The 16515-nt window shown below is 59.2% G+C and carries 17 protein-coding genes; 12 read left to right on the top strand and 5 right to left on the bottom strand.

Annotated features, from left to right (window positions below; genetic code table 11):
• Nucleotides 1-933, top strand: coding sequence for an electron transfer flavoprotein subunit alpha/FixB family protein (locus AWM79_RS23305; RefSeq protein ID WP_026013445.1), 933 nt, complete (start codon nt 1-3; stop codon nt 931-933).
• A gap of 162 nt (nt 934-1095) precedes the next feature.
• Here AWM79_RS23305 and AWM79_RS23300 read toward each other — a convergent pair whose 3' ends face one another.
• Nucleotides 1096-2160 carry a LacI family DNA-binding transcriptional regulator gene (locus AWM79_RS23300; RefSeq protein ID WP_017134268.1) on the bottom strand — a complete coding sequence of 355 codons (1065 nt, stop codon included), beginning with the start codon at nt 2158-2160 and terminating at the stop codon, nt 1096-1098.
• A gap of 323 nt (nt 2161-2483) precedes the next feature.
• Between AWM79_RS23300 and AWM79_RS23295 the strand changes: the two genes are divergently transcribed.
• Together AWM79_RS23295 and AWM79_RS23290 are read left to right on the top strand one after the other, a co-directional pair.
• Nucleotides 2484-2996: a RidA family protein gene (locus AWM79_RS23295; protein ID WP_017134267.1), complete on the top strand. Its 513-nt coding sequence runs from the start codon at nt 2484-2486 to the stop codon at nt 2994-2996.
• Between the two features lie 131 nt (nt 2997-3127).
• Complete coding sequence (locus AWM79_RS23290; RefSeq protein WP_017134266.1) at nt 3128-4432, top strand: MFS transporter; 1305 nt, start codon at nt 3128-3130, stop codon at nt 4430-4432.
• Between the two features lie 202 nt (nt 4433-4634).
• On the opposite strand, the gene AWM79_RS23285 is transcribed toward AWM79_RS23290, so the two are convergent.
• Nucleotides 4635-7139, bottom strand: a complete 2505-nt coding sequence (locus tag AWM79_RS23285; RefSeq protein ID WP_060783864.1) for an ABC transporter permease — start codon at nt 7137-7139, stop codon at nt 4635-4637.
• Complete coding sequence (locus AWM79_RS23280) at nt 7139-7822, bottom strand: ABC transporter ATP-binding protein (protein WP_017134264.1); 684 nt, start codon at nt 7820-7822, stop codon at nt 7139-7141. The genes AWM79_RS23285 and AWM79_RS23280 overlap by 1 nt, the downstream gene beginning before the upstream one ends.
• A gap of 10 nt (nt 7823-7832) precedes the next feature.
• Between AWM79_RS23280 and AWM79_RS23275 the strand changes: the two genes are divergently transcribed.
• From AWM79_RS23275 to AWM79_RS23265, 3 genes are all read left to right on the top strand, one after another.
• Nucleotides 7833-8438 carry an arylesterase gene (locus AWM79_RS23275; RefSeq protein WP_017134263.1) on the top strand — a complete coding sequence of 202 codons (606 nt, stop codon included), beginning with the start codon at nt 7833-7835 and terminating at the stop codon, nt 8436-8438.
• 55 nt (nt 8439-8493) lie between these two features.
• Entirely contained in the window at nt 8494-8787 is a 294-nt protein-coding gene (locus tag AWM79_RS23270) for a hypothetical protein (protein WP_017134262.1), read from the top strand.
• Between the two features lie 121 nt (nt 8788-8908).
• Entirely contained in the window at nt 8909-9877 is a 969-nt protein-coding gene (locus tag AWM79_RS23265) for a L,D-transpeptidase family protein (protein WP_017134261.1), read from the top strand.
• A gap of 120 nt (nt 9878-9997) precedes the next feature.
• On the opposite strand, the gene oprI is transcribed toward AWM79_RS23265, so the two are convergent.
• Entirely contained in the window at nt 9998-10249 is a 252-nt protein-coding gene (gene oprI / locus AWM79_RS23260) for an outer membrane lipoprotei OprI (protein WP_003172710.1), read from the bottom strand.
• 638 nt (nt 10250-10887) lie between these two features.
• Between oprI and AWM79_RS23255 the strand changes: the two genes are divergently transcribed.
• Nucleotides 10888-11169 (top strand): GNAT family N-acetyltransferase, encoded by a 282-nt coding sequence (locus AWM79_RS23255; RefSeq protein ID WP_017134260.1) that lies wholly within the window; start codon nt 10888-10890, stop codon nt 11167-11169.
• Between the two features lie 69 nt (nt 11170-11238).
• Here AWM79_RS23255 and AWM79_RS23250 read toward each other — a convergent pair whose 3' ends face one another.
• A complete protein-coding gene (locus AWM79_RS23250) occupies nt 11239-12315 on the bottom strand; it encodes a 3-deoxy-7-phosphoheptulonate synthase (protein ID WP_017134259.1) in 1077 nt (358 codons plus the stop codon).
• 337 nt (nt 12316-12652) lie between these two features.
• On the opposite strand from AWM79_RS23250, the gene AWM79_RS23245 reads away from it, so the two are divergent.
• The 5 genes from AWM79_RS23245 (at nt 12653) to AWM79_RS23225 (ending at nt 16428) form a co-directional block, all read left to right on the top strand.
• Complete coding sequence (locus tag AWM79_RS23245; protein WP_060783863.1) at nt 12653-12988, top strand: thioredoxin family protein; 336 nt, start codon at nt 12653-12655, stop codon at nt 12986-12988.
• Nucleotides 12985-13959: a putative 2-dehydropantoate 2-reductase gene (locus tag AWM79_RS23240; RefSeq protein WP_060783862.1), complete on the top strand. Its 975-nt coding sequence runs from the start codon at nt 12985-12987 to the stop codon at nt 13957-13959. Before AWM79_RS23245 ends, AWM79_RS23240 begins: the two co-directional genes overlap by 4 nt.
• On the top strand, nt 13956-14933 hold the full coding sequence (locus AWM79_RS23235; protein ID WP_060783861.1) for a putative 2-dehydropantoate 2-reductase: 978 nt from the start codon (nt 13956-13958) through the stop codon (nt 14931-14933). Before AWM79_RS23240 ends, AWM79_RS23235 begins: the two co-directional genes overlap by 4 nt.
• Nucleotide 14934: 1 nt before the next feature.
• Nucleotides 14935-15846 carry a 5'-nucleotidase gene (locus tag AWM79_RS23230; RefSeq protein ID WP_017134255.1) on the top strand — a complete coding sequence of 304 codons (912 nt, stop codon included), beginning with the start codon at nt 14935-14937 and terminating at the stop codon, nt 15844-15846.
• A gap of 81 nt (nt 15847-15927) precedes the next feature.
• On the top strand, nt 15928-16428 hold the full coding sequence (locus AWM79_RS23225) for a universal stress protein (protein ID WP_017134254.1): 501 nt from the start codon (nt 15928-15930) through the stop codon (nt 16426-16428).
• The last annotated feature ends 87 nt before the right edge of the window (nt 16429-16515 follow it).

Here is a 16515-nt window from a genome sequence, read left to right as displayed (position 1 = left end):
ATGACTATTCTGGTAATTGGCGAACATGACAATACATCAGTCAAACCAGCAACGCTGAATACGCTTGGCGCGGCAAAAATGGTGGGCGGCGATATCGATTTGCTTATTGTTGGGCACGATGTGCAGCAGGCGGTCGATGCGGCATCGAAGATCGTCGGCATTCGGCGGGTTCTGGTTGCCCAGGCAGCACACCTTGCGGATCAGTTGTCAGAAAATGTTCAAGCTACCGTGATGCAGCTGGCGAGGAATTACAGCCATATTTTTGCGCCCGCGACTGCCTTCGGCAAGAATATCGCGCCGCGTATTGCTGCAGCGCTGGACGTGGCGCAGATCAGTGATGTGATCGCGGTTGAAAGTCCGGACACCTTTCAGCGTCCGATCTACGCGGGAGGTCTGATCGCTACGGTGCAATCCGAAGATAGCGTGAAGGTTGTGACGGTCCGGACCACCGGATTCGAAGCCGTCGCAGCCACGGGCGCAGATGCACCGATCGAACAGGTACCAGCCGCACCGGACCAGGGCCTGTCGACATTTATAAGCCGACAGATCGCGAAGATGGACCGTCCGGAGTTGACGGCTGCACGGATCGTCGTTTCGGGCGGCCGTGGCCTGGGCAATGGTGAGTATTACCAGGATATGCTGCGCCCGCTGGCAGACAAGTTAGGTGCGGCACTGGGCGCTTCCCGTGCGGCGGTGGATGCCGGTTTTGTCCCGAACGATTATCAAGTGGGACAAACGGGGAAGATTGTTGCACCTGATCTTTATTTTGCTATCGGCATTTCGGGGGCGATTCAGCATTTGGCGGGTATGAAAGACAGCAAAGTGATTGTGGCGATCAACAAAGATCCAGAGGCACCGATATTCGCAGTGGCTGACTACGGTCTGGTAGGCGATCTGTTTGAGATCGTACCTGAGTTGACCGCGTCCATCTGACTGCACGACAAATGGCCATGCGTGGTTAGATCGGCTTGGGCCGCAAGTCGGTCAGTAGAAGCAAGAGGCACAATGTGAGTGTTGAGCCTCTTGTTCTTCTAGGCTCTGTACGAAATGTATCCGCTCTTCTGCTATACCCCTCATCAACCGGCATGACGTGGCTCAGGCTGATTGCTTAGGCGATACAAGTTTGTCCTTCGCAGAGCTCTGACTTTGCTCACGGTAAGGACCGTCGGAAGCGCGAATGATCAGTTCCGGTGTCCAGACTTCCTGCAGTTCCTGAGGGGGCTTGCCCGCTAGTCGCTCAAGTAACATTTGCGCCATTCGCTTACCCGCACGATACGTCTCAGCCGAAAAGGTCGTCAGCGAGGGCTGTACAAAGCGGCCGATTGGATGATTGTCGCCACCAATGACGCCGACATCGCGCCCCGCTGCTTTGCCTGTTTCGGCAATGCCACGTAACACGCCTAGCGCTATCAAGTCATGGCCGCACACGATGGCCGTGGGTGGGTCTGGGAGTGTAAGCAGCCGACGCGCGGCGTCCGCCCCGCCTTCTTCAGATATCTCGGCTTCTACACAAAGCGTTTCATCGTAGTGGATTCCCGCGGCACGCAGAGCCTCTACATACCCCGCATGTTCGAGGTGACTGAACATCAGGTACTCGGGAGCATGAACGAGGGCAATCCGGCGATGACCTAATGCGATGAATCGTGCACAACCGGAGCGGCCGACGACGTAATGATCGATATCGACATAGGGAAAACTGTTGGATGTTTCGCTTCTGCCGAAAGCGACAAAAGGAATGTCCTGTTCGAGAAGGTAGGCGATGCGCTCGTCGTGTCGACGCGTGCGTGCGAAGAGCAGGGCGTCGACACGCTGGCGTTTGATCAGTCGTTTAAACAGATCCATTTCCGCTTCCACGCTTCGTGCGGAAGCAACGATAACCTGATGACCGGTATCGTCCATTGCTTCATTCACGCCCATCAGCATGTCCAGAAAGAAGGGGTGAGCGAATGATGTCTGGGGAGGCGAGAGGACGAACGCGATGGTGTCGGCCGCTTTGCGCCGCAAGCGGCGTGCGGAAGGATCCGGAGAAAAGCCGAGTGACGCTGCCGCTTCGAGTATGCGCTTACGGGTTGCGGGGCTGACGTCCTCCCGCCCATTGAGCGCCTTCGAAACAGTGCTGATGGAGAGGTTGAGCGTGGCTGCAAATGCTTGAATGTTCATTTCACCTCTACTGGAGCAACCGTGATTGATGCATCGAAAACGATTTTATCACCCCTGACTCCGTTAGGGTGAAACCGACGAATGCGGCTGTTTCTCCACAAGATAAACGTTTTCGAAATAAAGACAGGCTCTCGGCATAAAAAGACGAATAGTGTGATTTGCTTTTCGCCGATGACGCATCGTTATTACGAATTATTTCAAAGAAAAAAATATGGTTATCAGTGAGTTAGAATCAATTTTGCCATATCAGGTGGCTGTTTGAATTTTAGACAGAAAACGTTTTCGTAAATCTGTGTTTTTGCGATTGAACTTTTCAGAAAGCAATGGTAGATTTCTTATCGAAATCGATTTCGTTAAAACAAAAATTCCATTGCGCATCGATAACCTTGAGTGCTGCGAGCGCGACGGAGCGGAATTCCTCTGTATTTCTATTGGTGGAGAACGCTTTGATAGAACACATCCTCACTCAGAAAGCTCCTTTGCCGAGGGGGCACTATGCCCAGGCAACCAAGGCGAATGGCTTTGTTTTCGTATCGGGTCAACTACCGCTGACAACCGACACCCCTCTCACCCTTCCAGAAGGACTTGATGCACAGGTCCTGCAAGCCCTTTCAAATATGCGTGAAGTGCTCCTCGCGGCAGGGACCGATGTGGGAGCGCTGGTGAGCGTCCAGATTTATGTTTCAAACATTGATAACTGGCCGCGTGTCAATGAGCTTTATCGACAGTTTATCGGTGATCCGGCACCGGCTCGAACGGTGGTGCCGTGCGGTGAACTCCATTATGGGGCGATGGTGGAGATTAGTGCGGTTGCCCTATGCAGTGACGTTTCATAAAGACAAGAACAATTAAATGAATGTCGCGCGAAAGTAGTGTCTGTACGTCGCGCTGCCCTGAGGAAATGCCGTTGAGACAGTACTGCGAGCGTGGCAAGCGCAGCCTGTCTCATCCGAGGAGGAGATCGATTATGAAGGCTTTTGACTGGTACAAAGCGGCTAGCCCGATAGAGCGGAGAACATTTTGGGGCTGCTTCGGCGGTTGGACTCTGGATACGTTTGATAATCAGGTTTTGGCGTTTCTGCTGCCTGTGCTGATGGCAACGTGGCATTTCTCTAAACCGGAAGCGGGATTGATTGTAACCTCCTCTTTGCTCTCCACTGCCTTGGGAGGATGGGTGGCGGGTATTCTGAGCGATCGTTATGGGCGGGTACGTATCCTAACGTGGGCAATTATCTGGTTTACCGGCTTCAGTGTCGTTGCCGGGTTCACCCAGTCTTATCATCAATTGCTGGTCGTGAGAGCGTTGCAGGGGATAGGGTTCGGTGCGGAATGGGCTGTCGGGGCGGCACTGATGGCTGAAGTCATCAACCCAGCGCATCGAGGAAAAGCGCTAGGTCTCGTGCAAAGCGGCTTCTCCATTGGATGGGCGCTCGCCGCGATGGTTACCGGTTTGCTTTTGGCGTATTTCCCGGAGTCCATAGCCTGGAGGATGGCGTTCTGGATTGGTGTTATTCCGGCCGTGTTTGTGCTGATGTTGCGCCGATATATTCCTGAGCCGAAAATCTTCAGCGAGGCCAAAGCCGTGACGGGCGGGGTAGCAGAGGCGACATGGCGCTCCTCGTTTCACAAGGATGTTCGGCGCTCCAGTCTTCTCGCCGCATTGCTGATTACCGGGCTGCAAGGGGGCAGCTACGCCATCATGGTCTGGCTACCGACGATGCTGGCCCAGGTCCGCCACTTGCCTGCATCGTCTGTTGCCATGATGATAACGATGATGAGCGTTGGCTCCTTTATCGGGCAAGTATGCTTCGCTTACCTGAACGATTCCCTGGGGCGTCGGTTCACCATGATGGCGTTCTGTCTGTTCTCCGCATTCCTGACCGGCGTTTACCTTCTCGTGCCAATGAATGCATGGCTGTTGACGTTGTTGGGGCTGCCGGTGGGTATGGGTATCAATGGCGTATTTGCAGGTGTCGGTCCCATGTTGTCGGAGCTTTTTCCAACTCGGATTCGAACGACGTGCATGGGCTTTTCCTACAACGTTGGCAAGTCGATGGGGGCGATGAGCGTTGCGCTGGTGGGGGTAACCGCTGAATATCTCGGCCTGTTGAGTTCAATCGCTCTTTTCTGCTTCATGGGGTATTTCATCGCATTGGTTGCCCTGGCGCTCTTACCGGAAACACGCGGTCGGGATCTCTCGAACATTGCGCCTATCGACGACGCCTACCAGCGGACGGATTTAACAGAACAAGCGCAACCTGTCCGCAGGTAGCAGCGTTTGCCAGGGAAGGTTTGGCTAACAGTTGCGATAATAAAGCTGGGTGATCGCAACTGTTAGTCGCGGCTATCGCTTGTCTCTACGCTGAACATCCCTATCGATTTTGTGAGTGGTGGTCGATGATGGCACCGTTGCTCAGGTCGTTGTGAGTAACGGCCCATCGTCAATCGATCAAGTGAACAGGGACGCGAGTCGATCAACCCTCGCGCAGCACTGTCAGCGGACTGGCATTCAGTGCCCGACGGGTACCGAATACGCCCGCGCCGCCGATCATCAACGCACCGATCACTGGCAGCAGCAATAGCCATGGATGAGGGTGCCAGGGCAGGTCGAAGGCGAACCGGTACAACACCAGGCTCGCCAGCTCTGCGCCCAGCGCTGCCAGCAGGCCACTGACCGCGCCCAGCAGGCCGAACTCGATCCGCCGGGCCTTGACCAGCAATCGTCGCTCCGCCCCCAGCGCCCGCAACAGCGCACCCTGGCGAATACGTTCGTCGAGGGTTGCCTGCAAGCCGGAGAACAGCACCGCCATGCCCGCCGCGAGGACGAACAGCAACACGTACTCGACCGCGATGGTGACTTGCGCCAGGATGCTGCGCAGTTGTTCGAGCAAGGCCTCGACCTGCAAGACGGTCACCGCCGGGAAGTCCCGAGCCAGCTCGACGATGTCCTTGTCATACCCCGGTGCCAGATAGAAGCTGGTCAGGTAGGTTGCCGGCAGGTTCTGCAAGGTGCCGGGCTGGAAGATCATAAAGAAGTTCGGCTGGAAGTTGTCCCAGTTGATACTGCGTAAGCTGGTCACCCGCGCTTCGCGGTTGGCGCCACCGACGGTGAACACCAGGTGATCGCCGAGCTTGAGTTTCAGGCTGTCGGCAACCTTGGCCTCCACTGAAACACCGGGAATATCGCCTCCCAGTCGCGCCGACCACCAACTGCCGGCCGTCAGCGTGTTACCCGGCGGCAGGTCGGCGGCCCAGGTCAGGCTGAGGTCGCGCTGGATCGCGCGGTCACCGCTGGAGTCCTTGCTGACGATCTCCTGCACCGGCTTGCCGTTGATGCTGATCAGGCGACCCGGCACCACCGGGTAGATCGGTGCCGATTGCGCCGACAGCTTGATCAGGTGGTCACGGAAGCCGTCTTTGTCCGCCGGCAGGATATTCAGGGCGAAATAGTTCGGCGCGTTCTTGGGCAATTGGTTCTGCCAGGTGTCCAGCAACTCGCCGCGCAGCAGCGCGATCAGCGCCATGGATAGCAGGATCAGGCCGAAGGCCAGGGATTGGCCGGCGGCTGCCAGCGGATGGCGTAGCAACTGGCCCAGTCCCAGGCGCCAGGGCAGTGCTGCCCCGGCCAGCAGTCGACGCAGGCTTTGCAGGCCGAGGAGTAGCAGGCCCCCGAGCAGTAGCGCGGCCATCACACCGCCGCCGAGCAGGGCAAAGGTCAGCACCAGGTCGAGGCTCAGGCGCCACATGATCAAGCCCAGAGCGAGCAGCGCCGCGCCGTAGACCAGCCAGGTGCTGGCAGGGATCGGCAGCAGGTCGCGGCGCAGTACCCGTAGCGGCGGTACCCGGCCCAGCGCGGCCAGCGGCGGCAGAGCGAAACCGGCCAGGGCCACCAGGCCAGTGCCGATACCGGCCACGGCTGGCATCAGGCCGCCAGGCGGCACATCGGCGGGCAACAGGTCGTGCAGCAGATAGAACAACCCCAGTTGTGCCAGCCAGCCGACCAGGGCTCCGCCGATACTGGCGAGCAGACCAAGGATCGCCAACTGCAGGCTGAACAGTGCCATGGTTTCCCGGCGCGACAGCCCGAGACAGCGCAGCAGGGCGCTGGCATCGAAACGGCGGGCGGCGAAGCGTGCCGCACTGAGGGCCACGGCCACCCCGGACAGTAGAACCGCCACCAGGCTTGCCATGTTTAGGTAGCGCTCGGCCTTGCCCAGGGCTCCCCCGATCTGCTGGTTGCCGTCGCGGGCATCCAGCAGGCGTTGGTTCGCCTCCAGTCCCGGTTTGAGCAGGTCGCGATAAGTGGCCAGGGCGCTGGCCGGGCCCCGCCAGAGTTCCCGATAGCTGACCCGGCTGCCGGGCTGCACCACGCCGGTGGCTTGCAGGTCCGTGAGGTTGATCAGTACACGGGGAGTCAGGCTGTAGAAGTTGCCGGCCCGGTCTGGCTCATAGGTGAGTACCCGTGCCAGGCGCAGGGTCTTCATACCGACATCGATGCTGTCGCCAATTTTCAGGCCCAGCGCCGTCATCAGCCGGGCTTCGACCCAGGCCTCGCCGGGGCGGGGTTCGCCACCGGCGGTTTCGGTGCCAAACGGCTCGGCGGCGCTTTTCAGTTCGCCGCGCAAGGGATAGCGGTCGTCGACGGCCTTGATGCTCGACAGTTGGATGCCGTTGTCGGTGGCGATCACGCTGGCGAACTCGACGATCCGCGCATGCTCCAGGCCCAGGTCACGGCCACTGCGGATCTGTTCCGGGTGCGCTGGCGAGGTACCCTCGAGCACCAGGTCGGCAGCGAGGAATTCGGTGGCGCGCAGCATCATCGCGTCGTTCAGGCGGGCGCCGAAATAGCCGATGGCAGTGCTGGTTGCCACGGCGACCAGCAGGGCGAAAAACAATACCCGCAGCTCGCCGGCACGGGCGTCGCGCATGAGCTGGCGGCCAGCAAGGCTAAACAGACGTAACAGCGGCAAGCGTGCCATCAAGGCTCCAGGGGGCCGACCAGTTGGCCGGCGTCAAGGCGGATCAGGCGCCGGCAGCGGTGGGCCAGGCGTTCGTCGTGGGTCACCAGCACCAGTGTGGTACCGCGCTCCTTGTTCAATTCGAACAACAGGTCGCTGATACGTTCGCCCGTGTGGCTGTCGAGGTTGCCAGTCGGTTCATCGGCGAACAGCACCTCCGGCTCGGCGGCAAAGGCCCGGGCGATGGCCACCCGTTGCTGCTCGCCACCGGACAACTGGCGCGGCGAATGAGTCAGGCGCTGGCCCAGGCCGACCCGTTCCAGCAGGTGGCGGGCACGCTCGCGGGCGTCGTGGCGGCCATCCAATTCCAGCGGCAGCATGACGTTCTCCAGGGCGTTGAGGCTGTCGAGCAACTGGAAGCTCTGGAACACGAAGCCGACGTGTTCGGCGCGGATTCGCGCACGTTGATCCTCGTCCAGGCTGCTCAGGGCACGCCCGGCGAGGGTGACTTCACCGCTGCTGGGCAGGTCGAGGCCGGCCAGCAGGCCAAGCAGGGTGGATTTGCCGGAGCCCGAGGCACCGACGATGGCCAGGCTGTCGCCCTTGTTCAACGTCAAGCTCAAAGGGTGCAAGATGGTCAGCTCACCTTCCGCGCTGGGAACCACTTTGCTAAGGTTCTGCGCGGTGAGAATGCTTTGGCTCATGGAGAATCCGATGCGAGTGTGGTTTTTGAGTACCGGCCTGGCCTTGCTGTGCATGGCCCAGAGCGCGGCGGCAGGTACAGTTCTGATTGTTGGCGATAGTATCAGCGCAGCTTTCGGCCTGGATACCCGTGTCGGTTGGGTGTCATTGCTCGAAAGGCGCCTCAAGGACGAGGGTTTCAAGGACAAAGTGGTCAATGCCTCCATCAGTGGCGACACCAGTGCCGGTGGCCAGGCACGGCTGCCCGCGCTGCTTGCCGAGCATAAACCGGACCTGGTGATTCTCGAACTGGGGGGCAACGATGGCCTGCGCGGGCAGTTGCCGGCGCAATTGAAACAAAACCTTGCATCGATGATCGACCAATCCCAAGCCAGCGGCGCCAAGGTTCTGCTACTGGGCATGCAATTGCCGCCCAACTATGGTGCGCGTTACCTCAAGGCGTTTGCCGAGGTGTATCCGACATTGGCTCAGGAGAAGAACATCCCGCTGGTACCGTTTTTCCTCGACGGCGTGGGCGGTCATCCAGAACTGATGCAGGCCGACGGCATTCACCCGGCACCGGCGGGTCAGAGCAAGTTGCTCGATAACGTCTGGCCGACCTTGAAACCGCTGCTTTGAGCTTTTTTAGCAGCGATTTTTCGGCTAAGGTGGCGCCCCCGATTTGGAGCCGCCGATGCAGCGTCCCGCCTGGTCCCTATTTGCTTATCAACTGATCGAACCTGACGAGCAGTTGGACCTGTTCGCCTGCCAGGAAGTGCGGGTACATCTGGTTACGCGTCAGTTGGAGTTGGGTGGCTCCGCCGACCGGACGCTCTGCGGCACTTTGCTGCCAGCGCAACCACGCTGGTCGGGAGTGGATAAGTCGATCTTCCGCGACCAGCGCCTGTGCCCATTTTGCCGGGCGATTCTCGAATCGCAGAAACGCGGTACGCCGCCGATCTGGCCGGAATTGCGTTTCGAGCTGTAAAACCTGTCTGTCTCCTCGCTCAAGCGCTGCCAATGTCCTCGGGGACGAGCTCCCGTTGTGGGGGAGCGTCGGTGTATAATGAGTGCTTATTTCACCGTTGATCATGCGAAGGATTCCCCGGATGTTGTCGCGCTTTCCTGCCGTCACCCGTTATCTGTCCGTTGCCGCGCTGTGTGCGGCGGGCCCTGTTAGCGCGCTGGAATTGCCGCTGCCACCGCCGGGCGAGGATATCGTCGGCCAGGTCCAGGTGATCCAGGCCAAGTATGAAGATACCTTCGCCGACCTGGGCACCACCTACGACCTGGGCTATTCGGAGATGGTCGCAGCTAACCCGGGTGTCGATGCCTGGTTGCCGGGGGCGGGCACCGATATCGTCCTGCCGACCCGCTTCATCCTACCGCCGGGGCCACGCGAAGGCATTGTGATCAACCTGGCCGAATATCGCCTGTACTACTTCCCGAAAGGCCGGGACGTGGTCTATACCTTCCCGCTGGGGATCGGTCGCGAGGGTTGGGGCTCACCGATCGCCCATACCAGCATTATTGCCAAGACGCCAAACCCGACCTGGACGCCGCCGGCCTCGATCAAGGCCGAACATGCCGCCAACGGCGATCCGTTACCCAATGTGGTGCCAGCCGGCCCTGACAACCCTTTAGGGCCGTTCAAGTTCACCCTCGGCACGCCTGGCTATCTGATTCACGGTTCGAACATGAAGTTCGGTATCGGTACCCGAACCAGCCACGGCTGCTTCCGCATGTTCAATAACAACGTGCTGGAGATGGCCGGTATGGTGCCGGTCGGCACCTCGGTGCGGATCATCAATGAGGCCTACAAGTTTGGGATTAGCGGTGGCAAGGTCTACTTGGAGGCGCATACGCCGGTGGATGATAACGGTAACCCGTCGGTGGTCGACAAGCACACGGCGGTGATCAATGCCCTGCTCAAGCGTGAAGACCTGGCGAAAAACCTGCGGGTGAACTGGGACGAGGTGCGTGACGTGGTCGCGGCCGAAGATGGCCTGCCGACCGAAATCGCTGTGCCGGGTGCGCCGTCGCTGGTGTCGAACGCACCGATCGACCTGCTCCAGTAACGGTTGCAATCGACCCGCCAGGCCTGGGCACCCAGGCGGGTTTATGTGCCGTGGCACACCCACGGACATAAAAAAGCCGATCCAAGCATGGATCGGCTGGGTAACGGCCCCGAAGGACTATTACTTACGGCTTGCTTTTTCAAGCATGCGCAGAGCGCGCTCGTTAGCTTCGTCAGCAGTCTGTTGTGCTTTTTGAGCAGCAGCCAGAGCTTCATCAGCTTTACGGTAAGCTTCGTCAGCACGAGCCTGGGAGCGAGCAGCGGCGTCTTCGGTAGCAGTCAGACGAGCTTCGGTTTCTTTGGATACGCTGCTGCAACCGGTAGCCAGAACAGCGGCCAGGGCCAGAGCCGAGAATTTCAGAACGTTGTTCATCGTGTTCCCCTTCAAGGACTTTCTATTAATGACCATAACCCCAGAGTGAGGAAATAGCCGACGAACATACTACCCATTACTTGTAGTAAGTAAACTGACGTAGCGCAAGAAGCAAAAAAAATTTTGGCCGAGAGTATTTTTCGGCTAACTTTTTATGGTTCTGTCAAAAAATATGTCGCGATAGACCCTGTTTCGAGCGCATGAGGTGATCTTCAAGTGCGCTAGTGTGCCATCACCGACGAGTGTCCAGTGTGTACTAAGAGTCGTTCTAACTGTAGCGGATGACTCTTGTTCTCTACCGTCCGTGCTGCGGGGACGCTCTTTGTGTTAAATGAAAAGTGACTTTAATCAAGGGGGCTCGTCGTAATCGCGCAACACTCCGGCGATCTTCAATTTGTGTTCAGTTTTTTCGCCGAAAGGGTAGTGGTCGCGCTATCATCGAAATGCTGATAGGTCATGTGACGAGCGTGTCTTGAGCATTTGAACCAAGAGTGCCTACTATTTGGTACGTGTTCGGTTTTCCAGGGAGCGTTCGGCTTTTCTCGTTGTCCAAGCCGGCACGAGGTGGCGTAGTGGTTTCTTCGCCGGAAAAAGATCGGTAAGGTAGGGTCCCATACCAAGACCCGCGAGGAGTAGTGATGAGCGAGGCGTTGTCCATCCACCATGACCAGGCTGGTCATCAGTTCGAGACCAATGTGGACGGTTACCGTGCCTACCTGACCTATATGGATCTGGGTAAGCAGACCCTGGATATCTACCGCACGTTTGTGCCCAACGCCTTGCGTGGCCGTGGCATTGCGGCGGCCCTGACCGAGCAGGCGCTCGAGTACGCCGATCGCATGGGGTATACGGTGATTCCGTCCTGCTCCTATGTAGAGCGCTACATGGAACGTCATCAGCGGCACGCGGCGAAGATCTGAGTCAACCGAACATCTGCAAAAACGCCGGGCATTGCCCGGCGTTTTTGTGTGCGGGGGATTAATCCGCCGTCAGGTACGTGCGCGCTTGGGCAGCACATCCTTGAGCTTGGCATGCATGCTACGCAAGATTTTCTCGGTGCTTTGCCAGTCGATGCAGGCATCGGTGATCGACACGCCGTATTGCAAGTCGGCGAGGTCTTTGGGAATGGCCTGGCAGCCCCAGTTCAGGTGACTTTCGACCATCAGGCCGATAATCGACTGATTGCCTTCGAGAATCTGATTGGCGACGTTCTCCATCACCAGCGGTTGCAGGGCCGGATCCTTGTTGGAGTTGGCGTGGCTGCAGTCGACCATGATATTTGCCTTGATCTTGGCCTTGGCTAGCGCCTGCTCGCAGACCGCGACACTCACCGAGTCATAGTTGGGCTTGCCGTTGCCGCCACGCAGTACCACGTGACCGTAGGCATTGCCCTTGGTGGTGACGATCGACACGCCACCTTCCTGGTTGATACCGAGGAAACGGTGTGGGTTGGAAACCGATTGCAAGGCGTTGATCGCTACGGTCAGGCCGCCGTCGGTGCCGTTCTTGAATCCGACCGCCGAGGACAGGCCGGAGGCCATTTCGCGGTGGGTCTGGGATTCGGTGGTGCGCGCGCCGATGGCTGACCAGCTAATCAGGTCCTGCAGATACTGCGGCGAGATCGGGTCAAGGGCTTCGGTGGCGGTGGGCAAACCCATTTCGGCCAGGTCCAGAAGCAATTGCCGACCGATATGCAGGCCGTCCTGGATCTTGAACGAGTCATCCAGGTAAGGGTCGTTGATCAGGCCTTTCCAGCCGACCGTGGTCCGCGGCTTCTCGAAATAGACACGCATCACCAGGTACAGGCTGTCAGAGACTTCGCCAGCCAGTACCTTGAGGCGCTCGGCGTACTCGTGGGCGGCTTTGATGTCGTGGATCGAGCAGGGCCCGATAACGACGAACAGGCGATGGTCCGTGCCATCGAGAATATTGCGAATCACCTCGCGACCCTTGGTCACGGTGCGCAGGGCAGCGTCGCTCAAGGGAATATCACGCTTGAGCTGATCAGGCGTGATCAGCGTCTCGTTGGAGGCGACGTTAAGGTCGTTGATCGGTAAATCAGCCATCGTGTTACTCGTCAGGTCACAGGTGCCGGCCGCCAGCCCCGCGCGGCGGTACACAGCGATTGAGCGTGTCGGGGAGCGGAACCTTAGCGCGTTAGACCGTGGGCGGGCAATGGGCACGGCCTGTTTCATCCGCTAAGGTCCTTATAAATGGCTAGCCGAGGCTTGCGTTTCACGCACCGGGCTGGGTAGCTGGAGTAACATGCAGCTTCGCCTACGGGAAATGCCGGCAGGCTCAAGCACAGTGAGTTTTACCGGGACGTCTACGGGATCAGGTAGAAAACGCAGCATGCCAAACCACTTCGGCTGTCGATCAGCGCAAAAACCTTGCGCCCGTATAATGAAGAGTCTGGAATTGTCGGATTTTGACGCAGATCGGAGTTTATTGGCTCTGCCAGGTGTTTCCCTGATTATCTTCACCAGCGCCGGCTGCGCTAGCTGCCGTTTCGCCCGAGAGGTGCTGCCGGGCCTGGAATTGGCGGTCGAGCGTCTATGCTGGATCGATGCTGGTGACAACGGCGGGCTGGTCCAGCGCTATGAAGTATTTCACTTGCCGGCGTTGTTCGTGGTCAAGGACGGTGAGTTCTATGGAGCCGTGCGTTCGCGGTTGGTCTTGAACGAGCTTGCCGAGGGGCTGCAACAGGCATTGGCGGGCATTGCTGAGGAGTTGCCATGATCGAGCGTGTGGCTGCCCCGCGTATCGGTATTATCGGTACGGGGGCCATTGGTACTTTTTACGGGGTGATGCTGGCACGTGCCGGTTTCGATGTGCATTTTCTATTGCGCAGCGAATTTCAACAGGTGGCCGCCCATGGCTTGTTGGTGGACAGTCTGATCCATGGTCGGCTGATCCTTAATCCGGTCCAGGCTTATATCGCCGCGCAGGACATGCCGCCGTGCGACTGGCTGCTGGTCTGTACCAAGGCGCTGGATGATCCGCGGTTGCTTGCATCGATTGTCGGTATCGCGGCTCCCGGAGCGAGCATCCTTCTGATGCAGAACGGCCTGGAGGTCGAAGAGCAACTGCGCCTGGCGCTGCCCGATGAATTGCACCTGCTGGGTGGTCTGTGCCTCAACTGCGCACACCGCGAGTCGCCCGGCGTGGTGGTGCATCAGGCCATGGGCGGGGTGAACATTGCCTATCACAGTGGTCCGGCGACGGACGAGCGGGCACGCCGAACCGTAGCGGCGGCGGCGACAGGGTTGTTTCACCAGGCCGGTTTGGAGTCCGCGGTGATCGATGATCTGCGGCAGGCGCGCTGGCAGAAGCTGGTGCTGAACATTTCCACCAACGGTTTGTCGGTGCTGCTCGACTGCGGTACCGAACGGATGATGGCCGATCCCGACAGTCGGGCGCTGGTGTTCGGCCTGATGGAGGAAGTGGCTCAGGCCGCCGCTACTTGCGGCAGCCCATTGCCATCAGGTTTTATCGAGCAATTGATGCAAATGGCGACTGCGGTGCCGGATTATTACCCGAGCATGTATCACGATTATCGCTGCCGTCGGCCCATGGAGCTGGAGGCGATCTATGCGCGCCCGCTGGCTGCCGCGCGGCGGGCCGGGTGTGACATGCCGAGGACGCAGACACTGCTCCAGGCACTGAGTTTTCTCGAATCACGACAGCTTTCCTCCAAGGAGTCACCATGACAGTTTCAGTGACCGGGCCGCGTATCGGCGTGATCGGAACCGGCGCCATCGGCGGGTTCTACGGCGTGATGTTGGCGCGTGGCGGTTTCGATGTGCATTTCCTGCTACGCAGCGAGTTCTCGGCAGTGGCTGACGGCGGCCTGCATATCGACAGCGCGGTCCACGGCTCGCTGCACCTGGATCCCGTCCAGGCCTATGCCTCGGCTGACGATATGCCGCCGTGCGATTGGTTGCTGGTGGGCGCCAAGACCACCAGCAATGCCAGCCTTGCCCCGCTGATCGCCCAGGTGGCCGCGCCGGGGGCCAAGGTGTTGTTGCTACAGAACGGCTTGGATGTCGAGGAGCACTTGCGGCCATTGTTGCCCAATGCGCTGCACCTGCTCGGTGGACTGTGCTTCATCTATGCGCATCGCGCAGCTCCCGCGGCTGTCGTGCACCAGGTGCTCGGGACGGTGAAAATCGGTTATCACAGCGGTCCGTCAGGTGATGATGAAAGTGCCCGCCAGGCGGTGGTCGAGGAAGGATGCCAGTTGTTCCACCGGGCCGGCATCGAGTCCCAGGCCATGCGTAACCTGCAAGAGGCGCGCTGGCAGAAGCTGGTGTGGAACGTGCCCTACAACGGCTTGTCGGTGTTGCTGCGGGCCAGTACCACGCCCTTGATGAACGATGCCAGCAGCCGCGAGCTGATTCAGGCATTGATGGCCGAAGTGGTGCTAGGCGCGCAGGCATGCGGTCATGCAGTGCCGGCTGGGTACGCCGAGCAGTTGTTCAAGGCCACGGAAAAGATGCCGGATTACTGGCCGAGCATGTACTACGATTTCGTCCACAAGCGCCCAATGGAGCTGGATGCGGTGTATGCCCGACCACTGGCTGCCGCTCGTGCGGTTGGGTGTGAGCTGCCGAATATCCGTGCGCTGTACCAGGCCCTGGCTTTCATCGAGGCGCGCAACGGCCGAAACAGCCAGGAGAGCTGATATGGCAAAGGGCTTGAGCGACAAGCTGGTGTTGGCGATTTCATCGCGGGCGCTGTTCGACCTGAGTGAAAGCCATAAGGTCTATCTGACGCTGGGGGTCGAAGCCTATCGCAAGTACCAGATCGAGCATGAGGAAGAAATCCTCGAACCGGGCGATGCCTTTCCCCTGGTGAAGAAACTGTTGAGCCTGAATGCCAGCCTCGGTCGCGCCCGGGTCGAGGTGGTATTGGTCTCGCGTAACAGTGCGGACACTGGCTTGCGGGTCTTCAATTCGATCCAGCATTACGGCTTGGATATTTCCCGTGCGGCGTTTGTCGGAGGCCGCAGTCCTTATCCGTACCTTGCGGCCTTTGGCTGCCACCTGTTTCTGTCGACCCACGCCGAGGACGTGCGCAGTGCCCTGGATGCCGGCTTCGCCGCCGCGACGATTCTTTCCGGGGGCGCCCGGCGGGCCGCCAGCGCCGAACTGCGCATTGCCTTCGACGGCGACGCGGTGCTGTTTTCCGATGAATCGGAGCGCGTCTACCAGTTGGGCGGGCTGGAGGCGTTTCAGGCCAGCGAGCGTGAGTCGGCGCGCGAGCCGTTGCGCGGCGGCCCGTTCAAGGGCTTCCTGGCGGCGCTCAACCTGTTGCAGAGCGAGTTTGCGGATCAGGCCTGTCCGATTCGTACCGCTCTGGTCACGGCCCGTTCCGCTCCGGCCCATGAGCGGGTGATCCGGACCTTGCGCGAGTGGGATATTCGCCTGGACGAATCACTGTTCCTCGGAGGCCTGGAAAAATCCGCGTTCCTCGAAGCCTTCGCCGCCGACGTGTTTTTCGACGACCAGGCCGGGCATTGCGAGAAAGCCCGCGAAGTGGTCGCGACGGGGCATGTGCCCCATGGCATCAGCAATGAGCAACGGCCTCTGGATTAGCTCGACCAGCCGGGCGTCGAACTTCCCGGCACACTGCTAAGCTCAATCCATCTCCGCCATTCTGGCAATCGAGGAGGCCCCATGATTCGTTCGATGCTGTATGCCACAGACCTCGGCCTGTATGCGCCTTATGTCATGCAGCATGCGTTGGGGTTGGCTCGCACGTTCACGGCTGAGTTATATGTCGTCCATGCGGTTGAGCCTTTGGGGTTGTTCGCGGAGTCGGTGCTGCAGAGTTATCTGGATGAGCAGGCATTGAACGAATTGCACAGCCAGGGTCTTAACACCGTGATGGCCAATATCGAGCGACGGGTATTGGACAGCATCCGTGAGGAGTTGGGAGAAGGGCGGCAGGACCTGGCAATGATCCAGTCGGTTCAAGTGATCCTGGGGGATCCTTCACAAGTCATCCTTGACCAGGCGCAAAAGCTGGCGGTCGATCTGTTGATTGTCGGAAGTCACAGTCATGGCACCGGAACGGAGGCACACTTGGGGCGTACCGCTGCGCGAGTCTTGCAGTTGTCCCAGGTGCCGGTCTATCTCGTGCCGTTGTTGCAGCGTCGTCGGCACAGCGAGAGCTGAGCCAGAAATTCGACGAATTGATGAAAAAGTTCTAGATTTATTATTCAAACCATTCATATAGTTATATATCGCCACTGCTGCCTGTGG

The sequence above is a fragment of the Pseudomonas agarici genome (genome assembly GCF_001543125.1).
Classification (GTDB): domain Bacteria; phylum Pseudomonadota; class Gammaproteobacteria; order Pseudomonadales; family Pseudomonadaceae; genus Aquipseudomonas; species Aquipseudomonas agarici.
This window is presented reverse-complemented; position numbering and strand designations above follow the sequence as displayed.

Excerpts from the sequence above, each read along its gene's own strand:
- AWM79_RS23275 (WP_017134263.1), top strand. The coding sequence starts at position 7,833 with ATGCGAGTGTGGTTTTTGAGTACCGGCCTGGCCTTGCTGTGCATGGCC.
- AWM79_RS23290 (WP_017134266.1), top strand. The coding sequence starts at position 3,128 with ATGAAGGCTTTTGACTGGTACAAAGCGGCTAGCCCGATAGAGCGGAGA.
- AWM79_RS23285 (WP_060783864.1), bottom strand. The coding sequence starts at position 7,139 with ATGGCACGCTTGCCGCTGTTACGTCTGTTTAGCCTTGCTGGCCGCCAG.
- AWM79_RS23240 (WP_060783862.1), top strand. The coding sequence starts at position 12,985 with ATGATCGAGCGTGTGGCTGCCCCGCGTATCGGTATTATCGGTACGGGG.
- AWM79_RS23245 (WP_060783863.1), top strand. The coding sequence starts at position 12,653 with ATGAAGAGTCTGGAATTGTCGGATTTTGACGCAGATCGGAGTTTATTG.
- AWM79_RS23280 (WP_017134264.1), bottom strand. The coding sequence starts at position 7,822 with ATGAGCCAAAGCATTCTCACCGCGCAGAACCTTAGCAAAGTGGTTCCC.
- AWM79_RS23235 (WP_060783861.1), top strand. The coding sequence starts at position 13,956 with ATGACAGTTTCAGTGACCGGGCCGCGTATCGGCGTGATCGGAACCGGC.
- AWM79_RS23250 (WP_017134259.1), bottom strand. The coding sequence starts at position 12,315 with ATGGCTGATTTACCGATCAACGACCTTAACGTCGCCTCCAACGAGACG.
- AWM79_RS23305 (WP_026013445.1), top strand. The coding sequence starts at position 1 with ATGACTATTCTGGTAATTGGCGAACATGACAATACATCAGTCAAACCA.
- AWM79_RS23295 (WP_017134267.1), top strand. The coding sequence starts at position 2,484 with ATGGTAGATTTCTTATCGAAATCGATTTCGTTAAAACAAAAATTCCAT.
- AWM79_RS23225 (WP_017134254.1), top strand. The coding sequence starts at position 15,928 with ATGATTCGTTCGATGCTGTATGCCACAGACCTCGGCCTGTATGCGCCT.
- AWM79_RS23270 (WP_017134262.1), top strand. The coding sequence starts at position 8,494 with ATGCAGCGTCCCGCCTGGTCCCTATTTGCTTATCAACTGATCGAACCT.
- AWM79_RS23265 (WP_017134261.1), top strand. The coding sequence starts at position 8,909 with ATGTTGTCGCGCTTTCCTGCCGTCACCCGTTATCTGTCCGTTGCCGCG.
- oprI (WP_003172710.1), bottom strand. The coding sequence starts at position 10,249 with ATGAACAACGTTCTGAAATTCTCGGCTCTGGCCCTGGCCGCTGTTCTG.
- AWM79_RS23255 (WP_017134260.1), top strand. The coding sequence starts at position 10,888 with ATGAGCGAGGCGTTGTCCATCCACCATGACCAGGCTGGTCATCAGTTC.
- AWM79_RS23300 (WP_017134268.1), bottom strand. The coding sequence starts at position 2,160 with ATGAACATTCAAGCATTTGCAGCCACGCTCAACCTCTCCATCAGCACT.
- AWM79_RS23230 (WP_017134255.1), top strand. The coding sequence starts at position 14,935 with ATGGCAAAGGGCTTGAGCGACAAGCTGGTGTTGGCGATTTCATCGCGG.